The sequence below is a fragment of the Streptomyces cellostaticus genome, assembly GCF_001513965.1.
Classification (GTDB): Bacteria; Actinomycetota; Actinomycetes; order Streptomycetales; family Streptomycetaceae; genus Streptomyces; species Streptomyces cellostaticus.
In genome coordinates, this window is record NZ_KQ948019.1 from 282215 (window position 1) to 308064 (window position 25850).

At 71.3% G+C, this 25850-nt stretch carries 24 protein-coding genes; 21 read left to right on the forward strand and 3 right to left on the reverse strand.

The genetic code is table 11. The annotated features are described in order from the left end of the window. Positions 1 to 118: 118 nt before the first annotated feature. Positions 119 to 622 (reverse strand): transcriptional regulator BldD, encoded by a 504-nt coding sequence (gene bldD, locus AQI88_RS12830; protein WP_014671524.1) that lies wholly within the window; start codon positions 620 to 622, stop codon positions 119 to 121. 251 nt (positions 623 to 873) lie between these two features. Between bldD and pyrR the strand changes: the two genes are divergently transcribed. The 13 genes from pyrR (at position 874) to metK (ending at position 15186) form a co-directional block, all read left to right on the forward strand. Then, the gene (pyrR, locus tag AQI88_RS12835) at positions 874 to 1446 is read left to right on the forward strand and encodes a bifunctional pyr operon transcriptional regulator/uracil phosphoribosyltransferase PyrR (protein WP_066996850.1); all 573 of its coding nucleotides are present in this window, start codon (positions 874 to 876) and stop codon (positions 1444 to 1446) included. A gap of 92 nt (positions 1447 to 1538) precedes the next feature. Next, complete coding sequence (locus tag AQI88_RS12840; protein WP_066996853.1) at positions 1539 to 2519, forward strand: aspartate carbamoyltransferase catalytic subunit; 981 nt, start codon at positions 1539 to 1541, stop codon at positions 2517 to 2519. Positions 2520 to 2524: 5 nt separating this feature from the next. Continuing rightward, positions 2525 to 3811 (forward strand): dihydroorotase, encoded by a 1287-nt coding sequence (locus tag AQI88_RS12845; protein ID WP_066996856.1) that lies wholly within the window; start codon positions 2525 to 2527, stop codon positions 3809 to 3811. Continuing rightward, on the forward strand, positions 3808 to 4368 hold the full coding sequence (locus AQI88_RS12850) for a PH-like domain-containing protein (protein WP_066996859.1): 561 nt from the start codon (positions 3808 to 3810) through the stop codon (positions 4366 to 4368). The genes AQI88_RS12845 and AQI88_RS12850 overlap by 4 nt, the downstream gene beginning before the upstream one ends. Next, on the forward strand, positions 4365 to 5507 hold the full coding sequence (gene carA, locus AQI88_RS12855) for a glutamine-hydrolyzing carbamoyl-phosphate synthase small subunit (RefSeq protein WP_066996861.1): 1143 nt from the start codon (positions 4365 to 4367) through the stop codon (positions 5505 to 5507). The genes AQI88_RS12850 and carA overlap by 4 nt, the downstream gene beginning before the upstream one ends. Further along, the gene (carB, locus tag AQI88_RS12860; RefSeq protein ID WP_066996864.1) at positions 5500 to 8808 is read left to right on the forward strand and encodes a carbamoyl-phosphate synthase large subunit; all 3309 of its coding nucleotides are present in this window, start codon (positions 5500 to 5502) and stop codon (positions 8806 to 8808) included. Before carA ends, carB begins: the two co-directional genes overlap by 8 nt. 54 nt (positions 8809 to 8862) lie before the next feature. After that, positions 8863 to 9969 carry a quinone-dependent dihydroorotate dehydrogenase gene (locus tag AQI88_RS12865; RefSeq protein WP_066996867.1) on the forward strand — a complete coding sequence of 369 codons (1107 nt, stop codon included), beginning with the start codon at positions 8863 to 8865 and terminating at the stop codon, positions 9967 to 9969. 5 nt (positions 9970 to 9974) lie between these two features. After that, entirely contained in the window at positions 9975 to 10820 is an 846-nt protein-coding gene (pyrF, locus tag AQI88_RS12870; protein ID WP_066997189.1) for an orotidine-5'-phosphate decarboxylase, read from the forward strand. 302 nt (positions 10821 to 11122) lie between these two features. Then, on the forward strand, positions 11123 to 11446 hold the full coding sequence (locus AQI88_RS12875; RefSeq protein ID WP_003977346.1) for an integration host factor: 324 nt from the start codon (positions 11123 to 11125) through the stop codon (positions 11444 to 11446). Positions 11447 to 11506: 60 nt separating this feature from the next. Beyond that, entirely contained in the window at positions 11507 to 12064 is a 558-nt protein-coding gene (gene gmk / locus AQI88_RS12880; RefSeq protein WP_066996870.1) for a guanylate kinase, read from the forward strand. A 75-nt stretch (positions 12065 to 12139) separates the two neighbouring features. Continuing rightward, positions 12140 to 12412: a DNA-directed RNA polymerase subunit omega gene (gene rpoZ, locus AQI88_RS12885; RefSeq protein WP_005319902.1), complete on the forward strand. Its 273-nt coding sequence runs from the start codon at positions 12140 to 12142 to the stop codon at positions 12410 to 12412. A 100-nt stretch (positions 12413 to 12512) separates the two neighbouring features. Continuing rightward, positions 12513 to 13715 carry a bifunctional phosphopantothenoylcysteine decarboxylase/phosphopantothenate--cysteine ligase CoaBC gene (gene coaBC, locus AQI88_RS12890; RefSeq protein WP_066996873.1) on the forward strand — a complete coding sequence of 401 codons (1203 nt, stop codon included), beginning with the start codon at positions 12513 to 12515 and terminating at the stop codon, positions 13713 to 13715. A gap of 262 nt (positions 13716 to 13977) precedes the next feature. Further along, positions 13978 to 15186 (forward strand): methionine adenosyltransferase, encoded by a 1209-nt coding sequence (gene metK / locus AQI88_RS12895; RefSeq protein WP_066996876.1) that lies wholly within the window; start codon positions 13978 to 13980, stop codon positions 15184 to 15186. 69 nt (positions 15187 to 15255) lie between these two features. Here the strand turns inward: metK and AQI88_RS12900 are convergent, their stop codons facing one another. Then, positions 15256 to 16059, reverse strand: a complete 804-nt coding sequence (locus AQI88_RS12900) for a S1 RNA-binding domain-containing protein (RefSeq protein ID WP_079057534.1) — start codon at positions 16057 to 16059, stop codon at positions 15256 to 15258. Positions 16060 to 16347: 288 nt separating this feature from the next. Here AQI88_RS12900 and AQI88_RS12905 point away from each other — a divergent pair, with 288 nt between their 5' ends. Further along, positions 16348 to 18507: a primosomal protein N' gene (locus tag AQI88_RS12905; protein ID WP_066996879.1), complete on the forward strand. Its 2160-nt coding sequence runs from the start codon at positions 16348 to 16350 to the stop codon at positions 18505 to 18507. Positions 18508 to 18619: 112 nt separating this feature from the next. On the opposite strand, the gene AQI88_RS12910 is transcribed toward AQI88_RS12905, so the two are convergent. After that, entirely contained in the window at positions 18620 to 19162 is a 543-nt protein-coding gene (locus AQI88_RS12910; RefSeq protein WP_066996880.1) for a hypothetical protein, read from the reverse strand. 668 nt (positions 19163 to 19830) lie between these two features. On the opposite strand from AQI88_RS12910, the gene fmt reads away from it, so the two are divergent. The 7 genes from fmt (at position 19831) to AQI88_RS12945 (ending at position 25755) form a co-directional block, all read left to right on the forward strand. Then, a complete protein-coding gene (gene fmt, locus AQI88_RS12915) occupies positions 19831 to 20763 on the forward strand; it encodes a methionyl-tRNA formyltransferase (protein ID WP_066996884.1) in 933 nt (310 codons plus the stop codon). An 81-nt stretch (positions 20764 to 20844) separates the two neighbouring features. Further along, entirely contained in the window at positions 20845 to 22263 is a 1419-nt protein-coding gene (locus AQI88_RS12920) for an RsmB/NOP family class I SAM-dependent RNA methyltransferase (RefSeq protein WP_066996887.1), read from the forward strand. Positions 22264 to 22320: 57 nt separating this feature from the next. After that, positions 22321 to 23007, forward strand: coding sequence for a GAP family protein (locus AQI88_RS12925; RefSeq protein ID WP_317935870.1), 687 nt, complete (start codon positions 22321 to 22323; stop codon positions 23005 to 23007). A gap of 119 nt (positions 23008 to 23126) precedes the next feature. Next, positions 23127 to 23813, forward strand: coding sequence for a ribulose-phosphate 3-epimerase (gene rpe / locus AQI88_RS12930; RefSeq protein ID WP_066996893.1), 687 nt, complete (start codon positions 23127 to 23129; stop codon positions 23811 to 23813). A gap of 90 nt (positions 23814 to 23903) precedes the next feature. After that, a complete protein-coding gene (locus AQI88_RS12935; RefSeq protein WP_066996896.1) occupies positions 23904 to 24947 on the forward strand; it encodes a sugar-binding transcriptional regulator in 1044 nt (347 codons plus the stop codon). Between the two features lie 50 nt (positions 24948 to 24997). After that, the gene (locus tag AQI88_RS12940) at positions 24998 to 25429 is read left to right on the forward strand and encodes a guanyl-specific ribonuclease (RefSeq protein WP_066996899.1); all 432 of its coding nucleotides are present in this window, start codon (positions 24998 to 25000) and stop codon (positions 25427 to 25429) included. Continuing rightward, a complete protein-coding gene (locus AQI88_RS12945) occupies positions 25426 to 25755 on the forward strand; it encodes a barstar family protein (protein WP_066996902.1) in 330 nt (109 codons plus the stop codon). Before AQI88_RS12940 ends, AQI88_RS12945 begins: the two co-directional genes overlap by 4 nt. Positions 25756 to 25850 lie beyond the last annotated feature (95 nt).

Consider the following 25850-nt stretch of genomic DNA (forward strand, 5'->3'; position numbering starts at 1 on the left):
ATCGGGTCCCCGCGGTCCGCAGGAGCCCCGTAAGGCGCGCAGAAAGCCGCCGGGGTGGCCGGAACCATACGGTTCCGGCCACCCCGGCGGCACGTTTCTTCTACGGTGCTGAGCGGGCTCAGGCCTCTTCGTGCGTGGCCACCGCGCGGCGCGCGTCCGCGTCCAGGACACCCCAGCTGATCAGCTGCTCGGTGAGGACCGAGGGGGACTGGTCGTAGATGACGGCGAGTGTGCGCAGGTCGTCCTGGCGGATCGACAGCACCTTGCCGTTGTAGTCGCCGCGCTGCGACTGGATCGTCGCCGCGTACCGCTGCAAGGGGCCCGCCTTCTCGGCCGGCACGGTGGCCAGCCGCTCCAGGTCGAGGACCAGCTTCGGCGGCGGCTCGGCGGCGCCGCCCGGCGTGGTGCCCGGCAGCAGCTCCTGCACCGGAACCCCATAGAAATCGGCCAGCTCGGCCAGCCGCTGCACGGTCACGGCGCGGTCACCGCGCTCGTACGAACCGACCACCACGGCCTTCCAGCGACCCTGTGACTTCTCCTCGACACCGTGGAGGGAAAGGCCCTGCTGGGTGCGGATGGCCCGGAGCTTGGCCCCGAGCTGTTTGGCGTATTCGCTGGACATATAGCTCCCCGGACACTGTGTCGACGCGGTCGGTTGGGTTTCCCGCCGCGCGGCTGGTAACTCACTGTGAGGTTACGCAGCGTGACTCTGGTGCGTCAAGCCGAATGGTCCACACCGACTCTTCCGTGGTAGTGGCAGCCGATTGCTCCGAGTGGGTGATCTGGCCTCCCGCGGACCTGTTAGGGTGGATGGCGCAAATCCGACGTCCTTTAAGGTCCGTCCCGTGAGGCGGAGAAGGAGGTCCGTTTCGTATGGACATGAACACGCACCCGAATGCGTCCGATGCGCGGCCCGTTCTCGAGGGCCCCGACATCGCGCGGGTACTGACCCGTATCGCCCACGAGATCGTCGAGCGCGCCAAGGGTGCCGACGACGTGGTGCTCCTCGGCATTCCGACCCGGGGTGTCTTCCTGGCCCAGCGGCTCGCGGCCAAGCTGGAGGAGATCACCGACCGCAAGGTCCCCGTCGGCTCGCTCGACATCACCATGTACCGCGACGACCTGCGCATGCACCCGCCGCGTGCGCTGGCCCGCACCGAGATCCCCGGTGACGGCATCGACGGCCGCCTGGTCGTCCTCGTCGACGACGTGCTCTTCTCGGGTCGCACCATCCGTGCCGCCCTCGACGCCCTGAACGACATCGGGCGCCCGCGCGCGGTCCAGCTCGCGGTCCTGGTCGACCGCGGCCACCGTGAACTGCCCATCCGCGCCGACTACGTCGGAAAGAACCTCCCCACGTCGCTGCGGGAGACGGTCAAGGTCCAGCTCGCCGAGGAGGACGGTCGCGACACCGTGCTGCTCGGTGTGAAGCCGGCCGGCCAGTAGCAAGTCAGGCGCGCACGGCCGCTTCGGCGTGCCGATGCACGCACAGGTTTGCCCTCATCCTCCCGAATGAACTGCCTTACGGAGCCTGACAGATGCAGCGTCATCTCATCTCGGCCGCCGACCTCACCCGCGACGACGCCGTCCTGATCCTCGACACCGCCGAGGAGATGGCCCGGGTCGCCGACCGGCCGATCAAGAAGCTGCCGACCCTGCGCGGCCGCACGATCGTCAACCTCTTCTTCGAGGACTCCACCCGTACCCGGATCTCCTTCGAGGCCGCCGAGAAGCGCCTGTCCGCGGACGTGATCAACTTCACCGCCAAGGGGTCGAGCGTCTCCAAGGGCGAGTCCCTGAAGGACACTGCCCAGACCCTGGAGGCCATGGGCGTCGACGCCGTCGTCATCCGGCACGGCGCCTCCGGGGCCCCCTACCGCCTCGCCACCTCCGGCTGGATCGACGCCGCCGTCATCAACGCCGGCGACGGCACCCACCAGCACCCCACCCAGGCCCTGCTGGACGCCTTCACCATGCGCCGCCGCCTGGTCGGCCGGGACGCCGGCCTCGGCCAGGACCTGTCCGGCAAGCGGATCACCGTCGTCGGTGACGTCCTGCACAGCCGGGTCGCCCGCTCCAACGTCGACCTGCTGCACACCCTCGGCGCCGAGGTCACCCTGGTCGCCCCGCCCACCCTGGTGCCGGTCGGCGTCGAGACCTGGCCGTGCGAGGTGTCGTACGACCTCGACAGCACGCTGCCCAAGTCCGACGCGGTGATGATGCTCCGCGTCCAGCGCGAGCGCATGAACGCCGCCTTCTTCCCGACCGAGCGCGAGTACTCGCGGCGCTACGGCCTGGACGGCGACCGCATGGCGAAGATGCCCGAGCACGCCATCGTCATGCACCCCGGCCCGATGGTCCGCGGCATGGAGATCACCGCCGAGGTCGCCGACTCCGAGCGCTGCACCGTCGTGGAGCAGGTCGCCAACGGAGTCTCCATCCGGATGGCCGTGCTGTACCTGCTGCTCGGTGGAAACGAGCCCGCCGTCACCCACGCCCGCACCAACGAGGAGAAGTAAGACCCATGAGCAAGATCCTGATCCGTGGTGCGAAGGTGCTCGGCGGCGAGCCGCAGGACGTGCTGATCGACGGCGAGACCATCGCCGAGGTGGGCGCCGGTCTCAGCGCCGAGGGCGCCGAGGTCGTGGAGGCCGCCGGCAAGGTGCTGCTCCCCGGCCTGGTCGACCTGCACACCCACCTGCGCGAGCCGGGCCGCGAGGACTCCGAGACCGTGCTCACCGGTACCCGGGCGGCCGCGAGCGGCGGCTACACCGCCGTCTTCGCCATGGCCAACACCTTCCCGGTCGCCGACACCGCCGGTGTGGTCGAGCAGGTCTGGCGGCTCGGCCAGGAGCACGGCTACTGCGACGTACAGCCCATCGGCGCCGTCACGGTCGGCCTGGAGGGCAAGAAGCTCGCCGAGCTGGGCGCGATGCACGAGTCGGCCGCCGGGGTGACCGTCTTCTCCGACGACGGCAAGTGCGTGGACGACGCCGTGATCATGCGCCGCGCCCTGGAGTACGTGAAGGCCTTCGGCGGTGTCGTCGCCCAGCACGCGCAGGAGCCGCGGCTGACCGAGGGCGCCCAGATGAACGAGGGCATCGTCTCCGCCGAGCTGGGCCTGGGCGGCTGGCCGGCTGTCGCCGAGGAGTCGATCATCGCGCGGGACGTCCTGCTCGCCGAGCACGTCGGCTCCCGCGTCCACATCTGCCACCTCTCGACCGCCGGGTCCGTCGAGATCGTCCGCTGGGCCAAGTCCCGCGGCATCCGGGTCACCGCCGAGGTCACCCCGCACCACCTGCTCCTGACCGACGAGCTGGTGCGCACCTACAACCCCGTCTACAAGGTCAACCCGCCGCTGCGTACCGAGCGGGACGTGCACGCCCTGCGCGAGGCGCTCGCCGACGGCACGATCGACATCGTCGCCACCGACCACGCCCCGCACCCGCACGAGGACAAGGACTGCGAGTGGGCCGCGGCCGCCATGGGCATGGTCGGCCTGGAGACCGCGTTGTCAGTGGTCCAGGAGACCATGGTCGACACCGGGTTGCTGGACTGGGCCGGCGTCGCCGACCGTATGTCCGTCAAGCCGGCGCAGATCGGACAGGCCACCGGTCACGGCCGTCCCGTCTCGGCTGGTGAGCCCGCCAACCTCGCCCTCGTCGACACGGAATACCGTGGCCAGGTGGACCCCGCGGGCTTCGCCTCGCGCAGCCGCAACACCCCCTACCAGGGACGCGAGCTGCCGGGCCGGGTCACCCACACGTGGTTGCGGGGTAAGGCGACGCTCGTCGACGGGAAGCTCACGTGACACCTGTAATCCTGCTGGCCGAGGCGAAGAAGTCGGCCGAGGTCACCGACTGGGGGGCCCGCATCGGCTGGCTCGTCGGCCTCGCCCTCTTCGTCGCGCTCGTCTACTGGCTGATGCGCGAGGGCTGGAAGTGGCGCGGCACCCTCCAGGGCGACCTGCCCGAGCTGCCCAGCGCGCCTGAGGAGCCCGGCGAGGCCAGACTGACGATGAGCGGCCGCTACCACGGCTCCACCACCGCCGGGCAGTGGCTGGACCGCATCGTGGCCCACGGCCTCGGCACCCGCAGCCGGGCCGAGCTCACCCTGACGGACGCGGGCCTGGAGGTCGTACGCCCCGGGGCGACCGACTTCTTCGTCCCCACCGCGGCGCTGCGCGGGGCCCGGCTCGACAAGGGCATCGCCGGCAAGGTCCTCACCGAGGGCGGGCTGCTCGTCGTGACCTGGGCCCACGGCGACAAGCTGCTCGACTCCGGCTTCCGCTCCGACCACGCGGCCGAGCACACCGAGTGGGCCGACACCCTGAACCAGATGATCAACGACACGGAAGGCGCACGATGACGACCTCCACCAGGGGAACTGCCAAGGTTCCCGCCGTACTCGTCCTGGAGGACGGCCGCACCTTCCGCGGCCGTGCCTACGGGGCCGTGGGGGAGACCTTCGGCGAGGCCGTGTTCTCCACCGGCATGACCGGCTACCAGGAGACCCTCACCGACCCGTCGTACGACCGCCAGATCGTCGTCGCGACCGCCCCGCAGATCGGCAACACCGGCTGGAACGACGAGGACGACGAGTCCCGCCGTATCTGGGTCTCCGGCTACGTCGTGCGCGACCCCGCGCGCGTGCCCTCCAACTGGCGGGCCAAGCGCTCCCTGGACGACGAGCTGGTCCAGCAGAACATCGTCGGCATCTCCGGGATCGACACCCGCGCCCTCACCCGCCATCTGCGCGAGCGCGGCTCCATGCGCGCCGGCATCTTCTCCGGCGAGGCGATCGCGGCCGACTCCGAGCTCCTCGCGCGCGTGCAGGCCCAGCCGCACATGAAGGGCGCGAGCCTCTACGAGGAGGTCGCGACGAAGGAGGCGTACGTCGTCCCGGCCATCGGTGAGAAGAAGTTCACCGTCGCCGCCATCGACCTCGGCATCAAGGGCATGACCCCGCACCGCATGGCCGAGCGCGGCATCGAGGTGCACGTGCTGCCGGCGACGGCGACGGCGCAGGACGTCTACGCCGTCAACCCGGACGGCGTCTTCTTCTCCAACGGACCCGGCGACCCGGCCACGGCCGACGGCCCGGTGGCCCTCATGAGCGCCGTCCTGGAGCGCAGGACGCCGCTGTTCGGCATCTGCTTCGGCAACCAGATCCTCGGCCGCGCCCTCGGCTTCGGCACCTACAAGCTGAAGTACGGCCACCGGGGCATCAACCAGCCGGTCCAGGACCGTACGACCGGCAAGGTCGAGGTCACCGCGCACAACCACGGCTTCGCCGTGGACGCGCCGCTCGATCAGGTCAGCGAGACCAAGTTCGGCCGCGCCGAGGTCTCGCACGTCTGCCTGAACGACAACGTCGTGGAGGGGCTGCAGCTGCTCGACCAGCCGGCCTTCTCCGTCCAGTACCACCCCGAAGCGGCAGCGGGCCCGCACGACGCCGCCTACCTGTTCGACCGCTTCGTATCCCTGATGGAGGGCCAGCGTGCCTAAGCGCACCGATATCCAGTCCGTCCTGGTCATCGGCTCCGGCCCGATCGTCATCGGCCAGGCCGCCGAGTTCGACTACTCCGGCACCCAGGCGTGCCGCATCCTGCGCGCCGAGGGGCTCCGGGTCGTCCTGGTGAACTCCAACCCGGCGACGATCATGACCGACCCGGAGATCGCCGACGCCACCTACGTCGAGCCGATCACCCCCGAGTTCGTCGAGAAGATCATCGCCAAGGAGCGCCCCGACGCCCTGCTGCCCACCCTGGGCGGCCAGACGGCCCTGAACACCGCCATCTCGCTGCACGAGAACGGTGTCCTGGAGAAGTACGGCGTCGAGCTGATCGGCGCCAAGCCCGAGGCGATCCACAAGGGCGAGGACCGCGACCTGTTCAAGGCCGTCGTCGAGGCCGTCAACGCCAAGATCGGGCACGGCGAGTCCGCCCGCTCGGTCATCTGCCACACCATGGACGACGTCATCGAGGGCGTGGAGACCCTCGGCGGCTACCCGGTCGTCGTCCGCCCGTCCTTCACCATGGGCGGCGCCGGTTCCGGCTTCGCGCACGACGAGGACGAGCTGCGCCGCATCGCCGGCCAGGGCCTCACCCTCTCGCCGACCACCGAGGTGCTCCTGGAGGAGTCCATCCTCGGCTGGAAGGAGTACGAGCTGGAGCTGATGCGCGACAAGCACGACAACGTCGTGGTCGTCTGCTCCATCGAGAACTTCGACCCGATGGGCGTGCACACCGGCGACTCGATCACCGTCGCGCCGGCGATGACGCTGACCGACCGCGAGTACCAGATCCTGCGCGACATCGGCATCGCCGTCATCCGCGAGGTCGGCGTCGACACCGGCGGCTGCAACATCCAGTTCGCGGTGAACCCCGAGGACGGTCGCGTGATCGTCATCGAGATGAACCCGCGCGTGTCGCGGTCCTCGGCGCTCGCCTCCAAGGCGACCGGCTTCCCGATCGCGAAGATCGCCGCCAAGCTCGCCGTCGGCTACACCCTGGACGAGATCCCCAACGACATCACGCAGGAGACCCCGGCCTCCTTCGAGCCCACGCTCGACTACGTGGTCGTCAAGGCCCCGCGCTTCGCCTTCGAGAAGTTCCCGCAGGCCGACTCCACGCTGACCACCACCATGAAGTCGGTCGGCGAGGCCATGGCCATCGGCCGCAACTTCACCGAGGCCTTCCAGAAGGCGCTGCGCTCGCTGGAGAAGAAGGGCAGCCAGTTCACCTTCGTCGGTGAGCCCGGCGACAAGGACGCGCTGCTGCGCGAGGCCGTACGCCCCACCGACGGCCGGATCAACACGGTCATGCAGGCCATCCGCGCGGGCGCCACGCCCGAGGAGGTCTTCGAGTACACGAAGATCGACCCGTGGTTCGTGGACCAGCTCTTCCTGATCAAGGAGATCGCGGACGAGCTGGCCGAGGCGCCCGAGCTGACCGCGAACCTGCTCGCCGAGGCCAAGCGGCACGGTTTCTCCGACCAGCAGATCGGAGAGATCCGCGGCCTGCGCGAGGACGTCGTCCGCGAGGTCCGGCACGCCCTCGGCATCCGCCCGGTCTACAAGACGGTCGACACCTGCGCCGCCGAGTTCGCCGCGAAGACGCCGTACTTCTACTCCTCCTACGACGAGGAGAGCGAGGTCGCGCCCCGGGAGAAGCCCGCGGTGATCATCCTGGGCTCCGGCCCGAACCGCATCGGCCAGGGCATCGAGTTCGACTACTCCTGCGTCCACGCCTCCTTCGCGTTGTCCGACGCCGGGTACGAGACCGTGATGGTCAACTGCAACCCCGAGACGGTCTCCACGGACTACGACACCTCCGACCGCCTGTACTTCGAGCCGCTGACGCTGGAAGACGTGCTGGAGATCGTCCACGCGGAGTCCCTCGCCGGCCCGATCGCGGGCGTGGTCGTGCAGCTGGGCGGCCAGACCCCGCTGGGCCTCGCGCAGGCCCTGAAGGACAACGGCGTGCCGGTCGTGGGCACCTCGCCCGAGGCGATCCACGCAGCCGAGGACCGCGGCGCCTTCGGCCAGGTCCTCGCCGAGGCCGGCCTGCCCGCTCCCAAGCACGGCACGGCCACCACCTTCGCCGGCGCCAAGGCCATCGCCGACGAGATCGGCTACCCGGTCCTCGTCCGGCCCTCGTACGTCCTCGGCGGGCGCGGCATGGAGATCGTCTACGACGAGACCCGCCTCGCCTCCTACATCGCCGAGTCGACCGAGATCAGCCCCTCCCGGCCGGTCCTCGTGGACCGCTTCCTGGACGACGCCATCGAGATCGACGTCGACGCGCTGTACGACGGCGAGGAGCTGTACCTCGGCGGCGTCATGGAGCACATCGAGGAGGCCGGCATCCACTCCGGCGACTCGGCGTGCGCCCTGCCCCCGATCACCCTCGGCGGCTTCGACATCAAGCGCCTGCGCGCCTCCACCGAGGCCATCGCCAAGGGCGTCGGCGTGCGCGGTCTGATCAACATCCAGTTCGCGATGGCGGGCGACATCCTCTACGTCCTGGAGGCCAACCCGCGCGCCTCCCGTACGGTCCCCTTCACCTCGAAGGCGACCGCGGTGCCGCTCGCGAAGGCCGCCGCCCGCATCTCGCTCGGCGCGACCATCGCCGAGCTGCGCGCCGAGGGCCTGCTGCCGCAGACCGGCGACGGCGGCGAGCTGCCGCTGGACGCGCCGATCTCCGTCAAGGAAGCCGTCATGCCGTGGTCGCGCTTCCGCGACATCCAGGGCCGCGGTGTCGACACCGTCCTCGGCCCGGAGATGCGCTCCACCGGCGAGGTCATGGGCATCGATTCCGTCTTCGGCACGGCGTACGCCAAGTCGCAGGCGGGCGCCTACGGCCCGCTGCCCACCAAGGGCCGCGCCTTCATTTCGGTCGCCAACCGCGACAAGCGCTCGATGATCTTCCCGGCCCGTGAGCTGGTCGCGCACGGCTTCGAGCTGCTCGCCACCTCCGGCACGGCCGAGGTCCTCAAGCGCAACGGCATCCACGCCACGATCGTGCGCAAGCAGTCCGAGGGCACCGGTCCCAACGGTGAGAAGACCATCGTCCAGCTCATCCACGACGGCGAGGTCGACCTCATCGTCAACACCCCGTACGGCACCGGAGGCCGCCTCGACGGCTACGACATCCGTACGGCGGCGGTGGCCCGCTCCGTGCCGTGCCTGACGACCGTCCAGGCGCTCGCGGCGGCCGTCCAGGGCATCGACGCCCTCAACCACGGTGACGTGGGCGTCCGCTCGCTCCAGGAACACGCGGAACACCTGACCGCGGCCCGCGACTAGCAGCCCCGAGGGGGACACCGGAAACGGTGTCCCCCTCTTCGTGAGGACACAGACATGTACAAGCTTTTCTTCCGTCTGGTTTTCAAACGGATGGACCCTGAGAACGCTCATCACCTGGCCTTCCGCTGGATCCGACTCGCCGTCAGGATCCCCGTGCTGCGCACCTTCGTCGCGGCTGCCCTCGCGCCTCGCTTCAAGGAGCTGCGCACGGAGGCCTTCGGGCTGCGCATGCACGGCCCCTTCGGCCTCGCCGCCGGCTTCGACAAGAACGCGGTCGCCGTCGACGGCATGACGATGCTGGGCTTCGACCACGTCGAGATCGGCACGGTCACCGGTGAGGCCCAGCCCGGCAACCCCAAGAAGCGGCTGTTCCGGCTCGTCGCGGACCGGGCGCTGATCAACCGCATGGGCTTCAACAACGACGGATCCCTGACGGTCGCGGCGCGCCTCGCCTCCCGCGAACCCGTCTTCAGGACCGTCGTCGGCGTCAACATCGGCAAGACCAAGGTCGTCCCGGAGGCGGAGGCCGTCGGCGACTACGTGAAGTCCGCCGAGCGGCTCGCCCCGTACGCCGACTACCTGGTCGTGAACGTCTCCTCGCCGAACACGCCCGGCCTGCGCAACCTTCAGGCCACCGAGGCGCTGCGCCCGCTGCTCACCGCCGTGCGCGAGGCCGCCGACCGCACGGTCGCCAACCGGCGTGTCCCGCTGCTCGTGAAGATCGCGCCCGACCTCGCCGACGAGGACGTCGACGCGGTCGCCGACCTGGCCGTGGAGCTGGGCCTGGACGGCATCATCGCCACCAACACCACCATCGCGCGCGAGGGCCTCGGTCTGAAATCCCAACCCTCGCTCGTGAAGGAGGCCGGCGGACTCTCCGGCGCGCCCCTGAAGGCACGCTCCCTGGAGGTCCTGCGCCGCCTGTACGCGCGCGTGGGCGACCGGATCACCCTGGTGGGCGTCGGCGGCATCGAGAGCGCCGAGGACGCCTGGCAGCGCATCCTGGCCGGTGCCACGCTGGTCCAGGGGTACAGCGCCTTCATCTACGAGGGCCCCTTCTGGTCCCGCGCGATCCACAAGGGCCTCGCCGCGCGCCTGCGCACCAGCCCGTACGCCACTCTCGCCGACGCGGTCGGCGCCGATGTGAGGAACCCCCGGTGACCAGCATGACCTCGTACGAGCCCTTCGGTGCCCGCCTGCGCCGCGCGATGGAGGAGCGCGGCCCGCTGTGCGTCGGCATCGACCCGCACGCCTCGCTGCTCGCCGCCTGGGGCCTGAACGACGACGTGGCCGGTCTGGAGCGGTTCAGCCGCACGGTCGTCGAGGCGGTGGCCGACCGGGTCGCCGTCATGAAGCCGCAGATCGCCTTCTACGAGCGGTTCGGCTCGCGTGGCCTCGCCGTCCTGGAGAAGTCGGTCCAGGAGGCTCGCGCGGCCGGCACCCTGGTCGTGATGGACGCCAAGCGAGGCGACATCGGCTCGACCATGGCCGGGTACGCCGAGGCCTACCTGCACCGGGACGCCCCGCTGTTCTCCGACGCCCTGACCGTCTCGCCCTACCTCGGCTACGGCTCGCTCAGCCCGGCCGTCGCACTGGCCCGGCAGAGCGGCGCCGGGCTGTTCGTCCTGGCGCTGACCTCGAACCCGGAGGGCCCCGAGGTCCAGCACGCGGTCCGTGCCGACGGGCGCAGCGTGGGCGCGACCATGCTGGCCCACCTGGCCGCCGAGAACGCGGGCGAGGAGCCGCTGGGCTCCTTCGGGGCCGTCGTCGGCGCCACGGTCGGCGACCTGTCGTCGTACGACCTCGACATCAACGGCCCGCTCCTCGCGCCCGGCGTCGGGGCGCAGGGGGCGACGCCGGCCGACCTTCCGAAGGTCTTCGGGGCGGCGGTGCGCAATGTCGTCCCGAATGTCAGCCGGGGTGTGCTGCGGCACGGTCCCGACATCGGGGCGCTGCGCTCGGCCACGGAGCGCTTCGCGGAGGAGATCCGGGACGCGGTATCCGGCGGCTGAGGTCTCCGGCGGGGGCCCCGGTGGGCGGTGCCAGGACGACTTGAGTGTGAATACATCCTCAAATCGAGGGCAGTATGTCCCAAATGTCCGGCCTGGCGGCGGCTGACCAGTACTTTTCCGCTGTTCTCGCTGACTCTGGCGGACTTGCCCGCTAGTCTCCGAGCAGTGGGGGCACCACCTCCCACGCCGTTAAGGCAGTGGGGGAGAACGGGCAGCGTGTTGCTCGTAGCTCCCCAGGTGTGGGGCGACTAGGTTCCTCACCGGTCCGTATCCGACAGTTCGACATCCGAGGTGACGTAGGCGTGGCTCTTCCGCCCCTTACCCCTGAACAGCGCGCAGCCGCGCTCGAAAAGGCCGCCGCGGCTCGCCGGGAGCGGGCCGAGGTCAAGAATCGACTCAAGCACTCCGGCGCCTCCCTGCACGAGGTCATCAAGCAGGGCCAGGAAAACGACGTCATCGGCAAGATGAAGGTCTCCGCCCTGCTCGAGTCCCTGCCGGGCGTGGGCAAGGTGCGCGCCAAGCAGATCATGGAACGTCTGGGCATCTCCGAGAGCCGTCGTGTGCGGGGTCTCGGTTCCAACCAGATTGCTTCTCTGGAGCGTGAGTTCGGCAGCACCGGCTCCTGAGTCCGGGCCCTGCCGGACCGGGCGTCCCGGGCACCCCGGGATTGCTGGAATAATCGCTGCATGAATGAACGTCCGCGGCTGACCGTGCTCTCCGGCCCCTCGGGGGTCGGCAAGAGCACGGTCGTCGCCCATATGCGCAAGGAACACCCTGAGGTCTGGCTCTCGGTGTCGGCCACCACCCGCAAGCCGCGCCCCGGTGAGCAGCACGGAGTCCACTACTTCTTCGTCACCGACGAGGAGATGGACAAGCTGATCGCCAACGGCGAGCTGCTGGAGTGGGCCGAGTTCGCCGGCAACCGCTACGGCACGCCCCGCGCGGCCGTGCTGGAGCGGCTCGAGAACGGCGAGCCGGTCCTGCTGGAGATCGACCTCCAGGGCGCCCGGCAGGTTCGCGAGTCCATGACCGACGCTCAGCTGGTGTTCCTGGCTCCGCCCTCCTGGGAGGAGCTCGTGCGCAGGCTCACGGGCCGGGGGACCGAGCCGCCCGAGGTCATCGAGCGCCGCCTGGAGGCGGCCAGGACCGAGCTGGCGGCCGAGCCGGAGTTCGACGTGACCTTGGTCAACACCTCCGTCGAGGACGTGGCCAGCGAGCTGCTAGCCTTGATGGACGTTGTGTGATCGTGACTGCCGTACGCAGATGTACGCAGCCCGGTCAGACCGACTGATTCTTTCCCATCCATCGGAAGGTAGAGCGTGTCCTCTTCCATCACCGCGCCCGAGGGCATCATCAACCCGCCGATCGACGAGCTTCTCGAGGCCACCGACTCGAAGTACAGCCTCGTGATCTACGCGGCCAAGCGTGCGCGCCAGATCAACGCGTACTACTCGCAGCTCGGTGAGGGTCTCCTCGAGTACGTCGGTCCGCTCGTCGACACCCACGTCCACGAGAAGCCGCTCTCGATCGCCCTGCGTGAGATCAACGCCGGTCTGCTGACCTCCGAGGCCATTGAGGGCCCGGCGCAGTAGTACTTTCAGATCGCAGTTGCTTTATCCACAGGCCCGGCAGTGCCACTGCCGGGCCTGTGGTGTGTGATGGTCTCGTACGTTGCCGAGCCGGGGAGAGACGGTGGACAAGCCCAAGGTCGTTCTGGGGGTCAGCGGCGGGATCGCCGCGTACAAGGCCTGTGAGCTGCTGAGAAGGTTCACGGAGTCGGGCCACGACGTGCGCGTGGTGCCCACCGCCTCCGCGCTGCACTTCGTCGGCGCCGCCACTTGGTCCGCCCTGTCCGGGAATCCGGTCTCCACCGAGGTCTGGGACGACGTCCACGAGGTCCAGCACGTTCGCATCGGCCAGCAGGCCGACCTGGTCGTGGTGGCCCCGGCGACCGCCGACATGCTCGCCAAGGCCGCCCACGGCCTGGCGGACGACCTGCTGACCAACACGCTCCTCACCGCCCGCTGTCCGGTCGTCTTCGCGCCCGCCATGCACACCGAGATGTGGGAGCACCCCGCCACCCGGGAGAACGTGGCCACCCTGCGCTGCCGCGGTGCCGTCGTCATCGAGCCCGCGGTCGGCCGCCTGACGGGCGTCGACACCGGCAAGGGCAGACTGCCCGACCCGGTGGAGATCTTCGAGGTCTGCCGCCGCGTGCTGGCCCGGGGTGTCACCGAGCCCGACCTCGAAGGACGGCACGTCGTCGTCTCGGCCGGCGGCACGCGCGAGCCCCTCGACCCCGTCCGCTTCCTCGGCAACCGCTCCTCCGGCAAGCAGGGCTACGCCCTGGCCCGCACGGCCGCGGCCCGCGGCGCCCGGGTGACCCTGATCGCGGCCAACACCGGCCTGCCGGACCCGGCCGGTGTCGATGTCGTTCAGGTGGGCACCGCCGTTCAACTGCGCGAAGCGGTCCTGAAGGCCGCGGCGGACGCCGACGCGGTCGTCATGGCCGCCGCCGTGGCCGACTTCCGTCCGTCGACCTACGCGGCCGGGAAGATCAAGAAGAAGGACGGCCAGGACCCCGCCCCGATCGTGCTGGTGCGCAATCCGGACATCCTCGCGGAGATCTCGGCCGACCGCGCCCGCCCGGGACAGGTGGTCGTCGGCTTCGCCGCCGAGACCGACGACGTGCTGGCCAACGGCCGCGCCAAGCTGGCCCGCAAGGGCTGCGACCTGCTTGTGGTGAACGAGGTGGGGGAGGGCAAGACCTTCGGTTCGGAGGAGAACGAGGCCGTCGTGCTCGGTGCCGACGGCAGCGAGACCCCCGTACCGCACGGCCCGAAGGAAGCCCTTGCCGACACCGTCTGGGACCTGGTGGCCGCCCGGCTGGAGTGATCCGGTTCCGCCGTCCGGGGCGGAGTGTTTCGGCCATTCGACGGGTCTTTTCCACCCGGCAATGTCGCGTGGTGCCCCCTGGTCAAGGTCACCGGCATTGTGCAGAATGCCCGTGCCGCAGGTCACAGCGCTCCCGAGAGGCGAGACGGGTGGGCCGGAGGCACGGTGCGACCGATAAACTGTTCTCGGATGACGCCGGGCGCAGCCCCCCGCGTCGTCCGCCAATGATCAGCCAGCAGCCGCTGCAACCCCAGGGAGCGTTGTGTCCCGTCGCCTGTTCACCTCGGAGTCCGTGACCGAGGGTCACCCCGACAAGATCGCTGACCAGATCAGCGACACCATTCTCGACGCGCTTCTGCGCGAGGACCCGACCTCCCGGGTCGCCGTCGAAACCCTGATCACCACCGGCCTGGTGCACGTGGCCGGCGAGGTCACGACCAAGGCATACGCGGACATCGCGACCCTGGTCCGCAACAAGATCCTGGAGATCGGCTACGACTCCTCGAAGAAGGGCTTCGACGGCGCCTCCTGCGGCGTGTCGGTCTCGATCGGCGCGCAGTCCCCGGACATCGCGCAGGGCGTCGACACCGCGTACGAGAAGCGGGTCGAAGGTGACGAGGACGAGCTGGACAAGCAGGGCGCGGGCGACCAGGGCCTGATGTTCGGCTACGCGTCCGACGAGACGCCGACCCTGATGCCGCTGCCGATCTTCCTGGCGCACCGCCTGTCCAAGCGGCTGTCCGAGGTCCGCAAGAACGGCACCATCCCCTACCTGCGCCCGGACGGCAAGACGCAGGTCACCATCGAGTACGACGGCGACAAGGCCGTCCGCCTCGACACCGTGGTCGTCTCCTCGCAGCACGCCAGCGACATCGACCTGGAGTCGCTGCTGGCCCCCGACATCCGCGAGTTCGTCGTCGAGCCCGAGCTGAAGGCGCTCCTGGACGACGGCATCAAGCTGGACACCGAGGGCTACCGCCTGCTGGTCAACCCGACCGGCCGCTTCGAGATCGGCGGCCCGATGGGCGACGCCGGCCTCACCGGTCGCAAGATCATCATCGACACCTACGGCGGCATGGCCCGTCACGGTGGCGGTGCCTTCTCCGGCAAGGACCCGTCCAAGGTCGACCGCTCCGCCGCGTACGCCATGCGCTGGGTCGCCAAGAACGTCGTGGCGGCGGGCCTGGCCTCCCGCTGCGAGGTCCAGGTCGCCTACGCCATCGGCAAGGCCGAGCCGGTCGGTCTGTTCGTGGAGACCTTCGGCACCAACAAGGTCGAGAACGAGAAGATCGAGAAGGCGATCGACGAGGTCTTCGACCTCCGTCCGGCCGCCATCATCCGCGACCTCGACCTGCTCCGCCCGATCTACGCCCAGACGGCGGCGTACGGCCACTTCGGCCGCGAGGTGCCCGACTTCACCTGGGAGCGCACGGACCGCGTGGACGCGCTGCGCGAGGCCGTGGGCCTGTAGGCCCCCGCAACGGCTTCTCACCGAGGCCCGGCTTCCCTTCGGGGGGCCGGGCCTCGGCGCTGCGGTCGGTCAGGAGGCGGGCGCCAGCCGGATGCGGCGCCGCGCACGGTCGATCTCCAGGATCCTGACCGCCAGCTCCTGCCCTTCACGGACGACCTGTCCGCCCAGGTCGGACACGTGCACCAGGCCCTCCGCGGCCTCGCCGACGCGGACGAACACGCCGAAGGGGAGCACCTTGGTCACCGGGCCCGTCGTGACGTCTCCCACGCCCGGGGCGAGTGCGTCCCAGGGATCCTTCTGGAGGGCCTTGAGCGAGATGACGACTTCCCCCTGGTGGGTGTCGGTGCCGATCACCTCGCCGGCGACCCGCTGACCGGGCCGGACCACGTCCTTGGGGTGATCGATGCGCGACCAGGTGAGATCGGGGACGCGGATGAAACCCGTCCCGGGATAGGCGGGATGCGGGGGCTCCCCGTCGAGCCGTACGAACACCCCGAAGTTGTGCACGGCCGCCACCGTCCCCGTGACCACGTCGCCGGGCCGGTTACGGAGCAGGTGGCGGTACAGGGCCTCGTCCTCACAGGCCTTGGCGGAGAGAGTGACCTCGCCCTTGTGCTCGTCGGCGCCGAGCACCTCGGCGGTGATCCGCCTGCCGACCGCCACCATCTCCGAGGGGTGCTCGAACGCGGCCCACGACAGCAGGTGCCGGGCGATGCGTCCCGTCGGCGCCTGCGGATCGTCCCCGTCGAGCCGTACGAGGACATCGCCCCGCTCGCCGAAACCGGCGACCGTGCCGGTCATGACCTCCCCGGCGGGAAAGGCCGCAAGGCGTGCACGCAGTTCATCGAGCGGGTCCGGAGCCGGTTCGGTCATGTCCGTGAGCCTAGGCACGAACGCGCGGGCACCGGAAGGGAATCGAGTCGCGGGCGCGGCCCGGGAATCCCTACGCTGAGGCCACCGACGCCGCCCGGTGCGAAGGACGCGGGTACTTCCGGGTGATCCCCTCGCAGGTTCGAATCCTGCTGCCGGTCCCGTTGTGGGACCGGTATGGCCGAGCGGCCCAAGGCAGAAGCGCCGAACGGCACCCCGCTGCCGACCTGGATCTCGGGCGGGCGTCGGTCGCCGGCTCGTCTGTCAGTGCCGTTTGGTAAGAATGCAGGCGTGAGCAGCGAGAACGGGTCGCCCCGGTCAGAAGGGGACGGCGGGGCCGAAGGGGCGCCGCCGGAGCAGCTCGCGCTCATCCGGGAGAGCGTGCGCGGGGCCAAGGTGCCCCGGGCCAAGCCGCGCACGTGGCGGGGGGCCGCCCTGGCCAAGGAGCGGCCCGTGGCGCGCGTGCTCGTGGACAAGGGCGTGCTCCACCTCGACCGGTACTTCGACTACGCCGTGCCCGAGGAACTGGACGCCGAGGCGCAGCCCGGGGTCAGGGTGCGGGTCCGGTTCGGGGCCGGGCGGCACCGGGTGCGGGAGGGGCGCCGCGAGGGCGGCGGGCTCATCGACGGGTTCCTCATCGAGCGGCGGACCGAGTCCGACTACGCGGGGCCGCTGGCAGCCCTCGCCCAGGTCGTGTCGCCCGAGCCCGTGCTGAGCGAGGGACTGCTCGGGCTCGCGCGGGCTGTTGCCGACCGGTACGCGGGCAGCCTCGCCGATGTGCTCCAGCTGGCCGTGCCGCCGCGCAGCGCGCGGGCCGAGCGGCGGCCGTCGCCCGCACCCCTGCCGCCGCCGGCCGCGCCCGCCGCCGGGTCGTGGGCGCGGTACGAGCACGGGGGTGCCTTCCTGGAATCGCTGGCGTCCGGAGGTGCGCCCAGGGCGGTGTGGAACGCCCTGCCGGGGCCGCTGTGGAGCGAGGAGCTGGCCCGGGCCGTCGCCGCGACGCTCGCCTCAGGACGCGGCACGCTCGTCGTCGTGCCGGACGGGCGGGCCGCCACCCGGGTCGACGCCGCGCTCACCGCGCTGCTCGGCGAGGGCCGGCATGTGCTGCTCACTGCGGACGCCGGGCCCGAGAAGCGGTACGCGCAGTGGCTCGCGGTGCGGCGGGGAGCCGTACGGGCCGTGGTCGGCACGCGGGCGGCCATGTTCGCACCCGTGCAGGACCTGGGGCTCGTCGCCATCTGGGACGACGGGGACGACAGTCACAGTGAGCAGCATGCTCCTCAGCCGCACGCGCGCGATGTGCTGCTGTTGCGGGCCGCCCTGGACAAGTGCGGCTTCCTGTCCGGCAGTTGGAGCTGCACCGTCGAAGCCGCGCAGCTCGTGGAGAGCGGCTGGGCGCGGCCCCTGGCCGCCGGGCGGGAGCAGGTACGGCGGGCCGCGCCGCTGGTGCGGACCGTGGGGGACGACGACCTCGCACGCGACGAGGCGGCCCGCGCCGCCCGGCTGCCCACCCTCGCCTGGCAGGTGGTCCGCGAGGGGCTCCAGCACGGACCGGTGCTGGTCCAGGTGCCCAGGCGCGGCTATGTGCCACGCCTGGCCTGCGCGCAGTGCCGGGCGCCCGCGCGATGCCGGCACTGCGCCGGACCTTTGCAGGCGCAGGACGCGGGCGCGTTGCGGTGCGACTGGTGCGGGCGTGAGGAGAACGCCTGGCACTGCCCGGAGTGCGGCGGCTTCCGGCTGCGGGCCCAGGTCGTCGGCGCGCGCCGGACCGCCGAGGAGCTGGGGCGGGCCTTTCCCGCTGTACCGGTGCGCACCTCGGGGCGTGAGCATGTACTGGACACGGTCCCGGGCACGCCCGCGCTGGTCGTGAGTACCCCGGGAGCCGAACCGGTTGCCGAGGGCGGTTACGCGGCCGCCCTGCTGCTGGACGGCTGGGCCATGCTCGGGCGGCCCGACCTGCGGGCCGGTGAGGACGCGCTGCGCCGGTGGATCGCGGCCGGGGCGCTGGTGCGGCCGCAGGGGGAGCGGGGGACCGTGGTCGTCGTGGCCGAGCCGACCCTCAGGCCCGTGCAGGCGCTGGTGCGGTGGGACCCCGTGGGGCATGCCGTGCGCGAGCTGGCCGAGCGGGCCGAACTGGGGTTCCCCCCGGTGTCGCGGATGGCGGCCGTGTCCGGGACGCCGACGGCCGTCGCCGAGTTCCTGGGGGCGGTGGAACTGCCGCCGGACGCAGAGGTGTTGGGCCCTGTGCCGCTGCCGCCCACGCTGCCCGGACGGGCGCGCAGGCCCGGTGCGGCGCCTCCCGGGGAACACTGGGAGCGGGCGCTCGTCCGGGTGCCGCCGGGCAGCGGGGCCACGCTGGCCACCGCCCTGAAGACCGCTCAGGCTGCGCGGATGGCGCGCGGGAGCGGGGAGCCGGTGCGGGTGCGGATCGATCCACCGGACATCGGCTGAGTGCCGCTGCCGGGCGCGGACGGCGCGGCGCTTCGGTGATGGCCCGGCATACGGCTGCCCGGCATACGGCTGCCCTCCCGGAGGTCTCCCGGGAGGGCAGGGTTCGGGCGGGTCAGCCGTTGCGCGGGCCGGGGAAGGCCGTCGGCCGTGCGTCGTCGCGGAGCGTCGGGCTGCCTGCGGTCGGCTGCGTCGGCATGGAGCGGGCCGCGGGGACCGTCGGCACCGTGGGCAGGCCGGCGCTCACATTGAGCGTGCGGGTGCCGGACGGCTCCGTCGCCCGGTCGGCCTCGGCGGTGGCCTGGGCGGCGGCGCGGCGGGCGCCGTAACGGCGGTGCACCGCCTGCTTGGTGACCCCGAGCGCAGAGCCCACCGCGTCCCAGGAGAAGCCGAGTGAGCGGTCGAAGTCCACGGCGGCCGTGACCAGGGTTTCGACACTGTCCCGGAGTTCCTGGGCGAGGCGGACCGTCGGTGCGGGGGCGCGCCCGTAGACGACGAAGCCCGTGGACGGGCCGGAGCGGCGCGGGCGGTAGACGTTGCCCAACTGGGCGGTGAGCGTGCGCAGCGCGTCCACCTGCCGGCGGACCCGCTCGATGTCCCGCACCAGCAAGTGCAGGCTGGCCCGGGCCTGGGCGTCGTGGGTTGCGTGGTCGGCCATGAACAAGCCTCTCGAACCGGCGTTGAAAGAAATTGGGCCGTGACAGCGGCCCCAAGTGGTCAACTCTCTCTTGACCAACGCGTGGGCGCTCCGCTGGTCACGGTGTGGGGGCGTGTGGGCATATGCGTACGCCGTTCTCCCGCCCGCGCACCACCCGTTTCCAGTTGGCAGAGAAGCTGGACAACCTGTGGGGGCGCTCGCCGTCGGCGGCTCTCGCTCCGCGGTCGCCGTGCCATCGTCGCAGGCGTGGTCCGTTGTCGCCATATTGTCGTCGTAGGGCTCGTCTGTTGACGCCATGTTGTCGTCGTAGAGCTCGTCCGTTGACGCCACGCCGTGGTCGCAGGCGTCGTCCGTCGTTGCCATGTCGTCGTCGTAGACGCCGCCCGCAGTCCTCCCGTCACCGTCGTAAACGTCCTTCGCAGTCGTCACGTCCTCGTCGTAGAGGCCGCCAGCAGTCGTCACGTCACCGTCGTAGACGCCGTCCGTAGCCGTCACGTCCTCGTGGTAGGGCTCGTCCGTAGTCGTCACGCCCTCGTCGTAGACGCCGCCCGCAGTCCTCCCGTCACCGTCGTAGACGTCGTCCGTAGTTGCCGCGTCCTCGTCGTCGGCGGCGTCATAGACTGGTGCGCTGCCCGTCCAATCCCCGCCCGAGAGGCCCGATCCCGCATATGAAGCTTGTCTTCGCCGGTACCCCCGAGGTCGCCGTTCCCGCTCTGGACGCTCTGATCGCCTCCGGGCGGCACGAGGTGGCCGCCGTCGTCACGCGGCCCGACGCGCCGGCCGGGCGGGGGCGCAGGATGGTCGCGTCGCCCGTGGCCGAGCGGGCGGAGGAGGCTGGCATCGAGGTGCTCAAGCCCCTCAAGCCGCGCGACCCGGAGTTCCTGGAGCGGCTGGCGGAGATCGCCCCGGACTGCTGTCCCGTCGTCGCCTACGGCGCCCTGCTGCCCCGGGCGGCCCTGGACATCCCCGCGCACGGCTGGGTCAACCTGCACTTCTCGCTGCTGCCCGCCTGGCGCGGGGCCGCGCCCGTGCAGCACTCCATCATGGCGGGCGACGAGATCGCGGGCGCCTCCACCTTCCTCATCGAGGAGGGGCTCGACTCCGGGCCCGTCTACGGCACCGTCACCGAGGAGATCCGGCCCGTCGACACCAGCGGCGACCTGCTCACCCGGCTCGCCTTCGCCGGGGCCGGGCTGCTCGCCGCGACCATGGACGGCATCGAGGACGGCACCTTGAAGGCCGTACCGCAGCCGGCCGAGGGCATCACCCTCGCGCCGAAGATCACCGTCGAGGACGCCCAGGTGGACTGGGCGGCGCCCGCCCTGCGGGTCGACCGGGTCGTGCGCGGGTGCACGCCCGCCCCCGGCGCCTGGACCACCTTCCGTGGCGAGCGGCTGAAGCTGATCCAGGTCACGCCGGTGCCCGAGCGGACCGACCTCGCCCCCGGGCAGCCGGTGGTCGGCAAGAACAGCGTGCACGTGGGCACCGGCTCGTACGCCGTCGAGCTGCTGTGGGTGCAGGCACAGGGCAAGAAGCCGATGCGGGCCGCGGACTGGGCACGCGGGGTGCGTATCGCCGAGGGGGAGCAGCTCGGAGGCTGAGGCCCCGCAAGGCGGGGGTGACGGTGCCCCGGCGTACGCTGGGAACCGCACCCCCATCTTCACATCCGGAGCACCTTTTTCGTGAGCGAGCAGTCCCGGCGGCCGCGCAAGCCCGCCAAGCCCTACCGCCGTCCCCAGAAGGACCCCGTCCGCATCCTCGCCTTCGAGGCGCTGCGCGCCGTGGACGAGCGGGACGCGTACGCCAACCTCGTGCTGCCGCCGCTGCTGCGCAAGGCGCGTGAGAAGGGCGACTTCGACACGCGGGACGCCGCCCTCGCCACCGAGCTGGTGTACGGCACGCTGCGCCGGCAGGGGACGTACGACGCCGTCATCACCGCGTGTGTAGACCGGCCGTTGCGGGAGGTCGACCCGCCGGTGCTCGACGTGCTGAGCCTCGGCGTCCACCAGCTGCTCGGGACGCGGATTCCCACGCACGCGGCCGTGTCCGCCTCCGTGGAGCTGGCGCGGGTGGTGCTCGGGGACGGGCGGGCCAAGTTCGTCAACGCCGTGCTGCGCAAGGTCGCCCAGAACGACCTCGACGGGTGGCTGGAAAAGGTCGCGCCGCCCTATGACGAGGATCCCGAGGACCATCTCGCCGTCGTGCACTCGCATCCCCGCTGGGTCGTCTCCGCGCTGTGGGACTCCCTCGGCGGCGGGCGGGCCGGTATCGAGGACCTGCTGGAGGCGGACAACGAGCGGCCCGAGGTGACGCTGGTCGCGCGGCCGGGGCGGGCCACCACCGAGGAACTGCTGCGCGAGGACGCAGCCGTGCCGGGACGCTGGTCGCCGTATGCGGTGCGGCTCGCCGAGGGCGGTGAGCCGGGTGCCGTCGAGGCCGTGCGCGAGGGGCGGGCCGGGGTGCAGGACGAGGGCAGCCAGCTGGTCGCCCTCGCACTGGCGAACGCTCCCGTCGACGGGCCCGACGAGAAGTGGCTCGACGGATGCGCCGGTCCCGGCGGCAAGGCCGCGCTGCTGGCCGCCCTCGCCGCCGAGCGCGGAGCCGCGCTGCTCGCCTCCGAGAAACAGCCGCACCGGGCGGGTCTGGTGGCCAAGGCCCTGCACGGCAACCCGGGGCCGTACCAGGTCATCGCCGCCGACGGGACCCGGCCGCCGTGGCGGCCCGGCAGCTTCGACCGCGTGTTGATGGACGTGCCGTGCACCGGCCTCGGCGCGCTGCGCCGGCGCCCCGAGGCCCGGTGGCGGCGCCGCCCCGAGGATCTGGAAAGCTTCGCGCCGCTCCAGCGGTCCCTGCTGCGCACCGCGCTGGACTCGGTGCGCGTCGGCGGGGTCGTCGGCTACGCCACCTGCTCGCCGCACCTCGCCGAGACCCGGGCGGTCGTCGCCGACGTGCTCAAGCAGTACCCGGAGGCGGAGCTCATCGACGCCCGGCCGCTGCTGCCCGGTGTCCCCGCGCTCGGCGACGGCCCGGACGTGCAGCTGTGGCCGCATCTGCACGGCACGGACGCGATGTACCTGGCGCTCATCCGCCGCACCGGCTGACGGCACCGGCCGGCCGCCGCCGGGAGGTGCGGCCGGCCGCCTCCGCTTACGCTCGTCGTGTCCCGACACGGTGGGGTCGCCATGGTCCTCGATCTGCTGCTGATCGCCCTTGCCATCACCCTCGATCCCCTGCCGCTCATGGCGTTCGTCCTGGTGGTGGCGTCGAAGCGGGGCGTGTGGAAGGGACTCGTCTTCATCCTGAGCTGGCTGGCGTGCCTGGTCGTGGTGATCGCCCTCGTGCTGACCCTGACCGGCGGACAGCCTCCGTCACCGCGCGCACCGGCGTCGACGGCGGTGCTCGCGGTGAAGCTGGCGATCGGCGTGTCGTTCGTCGTCTACGGCGAGTACCGGCGCCGGCAGCTGGTCGCGGCACGGGCCCGGGGCCGGGGCCCGGAGCCGCCGAGCCTGACCTCCGAGGCCGACCGCAGCTCGGTGTGGGCCTCGGCGGGCCTGGCGGTGCTGCTGCAGCCCTGGGGCATGGTCGCCGCAGGGGCCACGACGGTGGTGTCCGCGGACCTGTCCCACTCCACGACCTGGCTCGTCCTCTTCGCGTTCTGCCTGCTCAGCAGCGCGACCCTGGTCGCCGTCGAGCTGTACGTGGTGCTCGCGCCCACGCAGGCGAAGGCCCGTCTGCTGCGCCTGCGTGCGTGGATGAAGGCGCACCAGCAGCAGGCCATCGTGATCATCTGTCTCGTCCTCGGGTTCTGGCTCACCGGAAAGAGCATCTACCAGCTCACCGCGTGAGGCGGGAGCGCCCGACGGTGTCCACAGGCACGTGCGCGTACGGTCCGATAAGTATGATGAACGGTCTCGCCTGTGGACCGGCGCGAACATCAGTGCCCCGGACATGGCAGGCTTGGGTCATGGCCGCGCAGATCAACCCCAGCATCCTGTCCGCCGACTTCGCCCGCCTCGCGGACGAGGCGAAGGCGGTCGAGGGAGCCGACTGGCTCCACGTCGACGTCATGGACAACCATTTCGTCCCGAACCTCACGCTCGGCGTGCCGGTCGTGGAGTCCCTGGCCCGGGCGACGGGCACCCCGCTGGACTGCCACCTGATGATCGAGAACCCCGATCGCTGGGCGCCGCAGTACGTGGAGGCGGGCGCCTCGTCCGTCACCTTCCACGTGGAGGCCGCCGCCGCGCCCGTGCGACTCGCCCGGGAAATCCGTGCCAAGGGTGCCCGCGCCTCCATGGCGCTCAAGCCCGCGACGCCGATCGAGCCGTACGAGGACCTCCTCCCGGAGCTCGACATGCTGCTGATCATGACGGTCGAGCCGGGGTTCGGCGGCCAGGCCTTCCTCGACATCATGCTTCCCAAGATCCGCCGCACCCGTGAGCTGATCACCAAGCACGGTCTGGAGCTGTGGCTGCAGGTCGACGGCGGTGTCTCGGCGTCCACGATCGAGCGGTGCGCGGAGGCGGGGGCGGACGTCTTCGTCGCCGGTTCGGCGGTGTACGGGGCCGAGGACCCGGCTCAAGCGGTGCGTGCGCTGCGCGCTCAGGCGGAGACGGCCACCGCCAAGGCGTCCTGGGCATGCGACCACTGAGCCACAGATACATGAACGCTTGAGTGAACGGCGCCCATCAGGGCGGATCAGTTGCGCCGAATCTGCAAGGATGAACGGCGAATCCAGAGTGTGAACAGCAGTGAGGAGATCGCCGTGTCGGGTATGTCGGCGGGCCGGTCAGCCATGCGGATGGGACCCGCTGAGCTGGTGCAGGCGGCGGCCATGGCCCGCCGCTTCTACCTTGAGGGGAAGTCCAAGATCCAGATCGCGGAGGAGTTCGGCGTCAGCCGCTTCAAAGTGGCCCGGGTCCTGGAGACGGCCCTCGAACGGGATCTCGTACGCATCGAGATCCGCGTGCCGGCCGAGCTGGACGCCGAGCGCTCCGACGCGCTCCGCGCCCGCTACGGCCTGAGGCACGCCGTCGTGGTGGAGTCCCCGGCCGAGGCCGAGGAGACCCCCGACCCCGAGAACCTCGGCGAGGTCGCCGCCGACCTGCTCGGCGAACTCGTCAACGAGGGGGACGTGCTCGGGCTGGCCTGGGGCCGGTCCACCATCCACATGGCGGCGGCCCTCGACCGGCTGCCGCCGTGCACGGTGGTGCAGCTGACGGGCGTGTACGACGCGGGGACCGCCGAGCGTGGCTCGGTGGAGGCAGTGCGGCGGGCCGCGCAGGTATCAGGCGGTGACGCGCACCCCATCTACGCGCCCATGCTGCTGCCGGACGCGGCCACCGCGGCGGCGCTGCGCAACCAGACCGGGATCGCCCGGGCCTACGAGTACTTCGACAAGGTCACGGTCGCCTGTGTCTCCATCGGCTCCTGGGAGCCGGGCATCTCGACGGTGCACGACATGCTCAGCGACGAGGAGCGCGCGCACTACGCCTCGCTCGGTGTCGCCGCCGAGATGTCCGCGCACCTGTTCGACGCCGAGGGGCGCCGGATCGGTCGGGACCTGGGGGAGCGGTGTATCACGGTCAAGGCCGACCAGCTGCGCCGTATCCCGGAGGTCGTGGCGATCGCCGGCGGGCAGCGCAAGGCGTCCGCGATCGACGCGGTGCTGCGCTCCGGCCTGGTCACCAGCCTGGTCACGGACACCTCGGCCGCGGACTACCTGATGACGGCGGGACCGACGCCGAGGCCCGCGCTCAGCCGCGCGGACCCGGACGGGGTGTGACGGCGGGGCGTGGCGACGCAGTGACGGGACGGTCGTGGCAGCATCGCGGCATGCTGCTGCGGTTCGTCCCCCCACCGGTCCTGCGCCGCGTCCCGCGGGCGCTCGCGGGACTGCTGGTCTGTCTCTCCGTCCTGCTGACGGGGTGCTCGTCGCACACGGGCACCGCGACGGCTCCGGGCGCCTCCACCCCGGCGTGGGCCCGGGGCATGGCCACCGTCGAGGAGTCCCGGCTCCCGGCCGAGGCCCGGCAGACCCTCGCCCTGATCGACAAGGGCGGCCCCTTCCCGTACGCCAGGGACGGGGTCGTCTTCGGCAACTTCGAGGGGCTGCTGCCCAGGCGCCAGCGTGGCTACTACCACGAGTACACGGTGCGGACGCCCGGCTCGCGCGACCGCGGGGCGCGGCGCCTTGTCACCGGACAGGGCGCGGAGATCTACTACACCGATGATCACTACAAGTCGTTCCGGGCGGTGCTGAGATGAGCGAAGACCTGGCAGGCCGGCTCGCGGTCACCCTCGACCTCGGGGGTGTCACGGAGAAGGCCGGCCTGATGGACCGGACGGCCCGGGCCCTGGCGCTGCCCGACTGGTTCGGCCGCAACTGGGACGCGCTGGCCGACTCCCTCTGCGACCACACGGTCTGGCCCGAGGGCGCCGTCGAGCAGGGGCTGCTGGTCGTCGTGCGGGGCTGGCGGCCGTACGCCGAGGCGAACCCGGACGAGTGGCGGACCGCGCAGGACGTCTTCGCCGAGGCGGTCGACCGCACTCCGGCGCTGGCCGTCGTCCTGACCCTTGGAGGATCCTCCTAGGCCCTCTCCGGACAGCCTGGAGGTTCTGTCGGGACACGACAGGGGCCCCGTCATGGGACAATGAAGTACGTGCTCTTTTCCCCCTGGCGCACCCG

Excerpts from the sequence above, each read along its gene's own strand:
- AQI88_RS12900 (WP_079057534.1), bottom strand. The coding sequence starts at position 16,059 with ATGACCGAACCGGCTCCGGACCCGCTCGATGAACTGCGTGCACGCCTT.
- AQI88_RS12945 (WP_066996902.1), top strand. The coding sequence starts at position 25,426 with ATGAGCGAAGACCTGGCAGGCCGGCTCGCGGTCACCCTCGACCTCGGG.
- AQI88_RS12865 (WP_066996867.1), top strand. The coding sequence starts at position 8,863 with ATGTACAAGCTTTTCTTCCGTCTGGTTTTCAAACGGATGGACCCTGAG.
- gmk (WP_066996870.1), top strand. The coding sequence starts at position 11,507 with ATGAATGAACGTCCGCGGCTGACCGTGCTCTCCGGCCCCTCGGGGGTC.
- fmt (WP_066996884.1), top strand. The coding sequence starts at position 19,831 with ATGAAGCTTGTCTTCGCCGGTACCCCCGAGGTCGCCGTTCCCGCTCTG.
- AQI88_RS12845 (WP_066996856.1), top strand. The coding sequence starts at position 2,525 with ATGAGCAAGATCCTGATCCGTGGTGCGAAGGTGCTCGGCGGCGAGCCG.
- rpe (WP_066996893.1), top strand. The coding sequence starts at position 23,127 with ATGGCCGCGCAGATCAACCCCAGCATCCTGTCCGCCGACTTCGCCCGC.
- carA (WP_066996861.1), top strand. The coding sequence starts at position 4,365 with ATGACGACCTCCACCAGGGGAACTGCCAAGGTTCCCGCCGTACTCGTC.
- pyrF (WP_066997189.1), top strand. The coding sequence starts at position 9,975 with ATGACCTCGTACGAGCCCTTCGGTGCCCGCCTGCGCCGCGCGATGGAG.
- pyrR (WP_066996850.1), top strand. The coding sequence starts at position 874 with ATGGACATGAACACGCACCCGAATGCGTCCGATGCGCGGCCCGTTCTC.
- bldD (WP_014671524.1), bottom strand. The coding sequence starts at position 622 with ATGTCCAGCGAATACGCCAAACAGCTCGGGGCCAAGCTCCGGGCCATC.
- AQI88_RS12840 (WP_066996853.1), top strand. The coding sequence starts at position 1,539 with ATGCAGCGTCATCTCATCTCGGCCGCCGACCTCACCCGCGACGACGCC.
- AQI88_RS12910 (WP_066996880.1), bottom strand. The coding sequence starts at position 19,162 with ATGGCCGACCACGCAACCCACGACGCCCAGGCCCGGGCCAGCCTGCAC.
- AQI88_RS12940 (WP_066996899.1), top strand. The coding sequence starts at position 24,998 with ATGCTGCTGCGGTTCGTCCCCCCACCGGTCCTGCGCCGCGTCCCGCGG.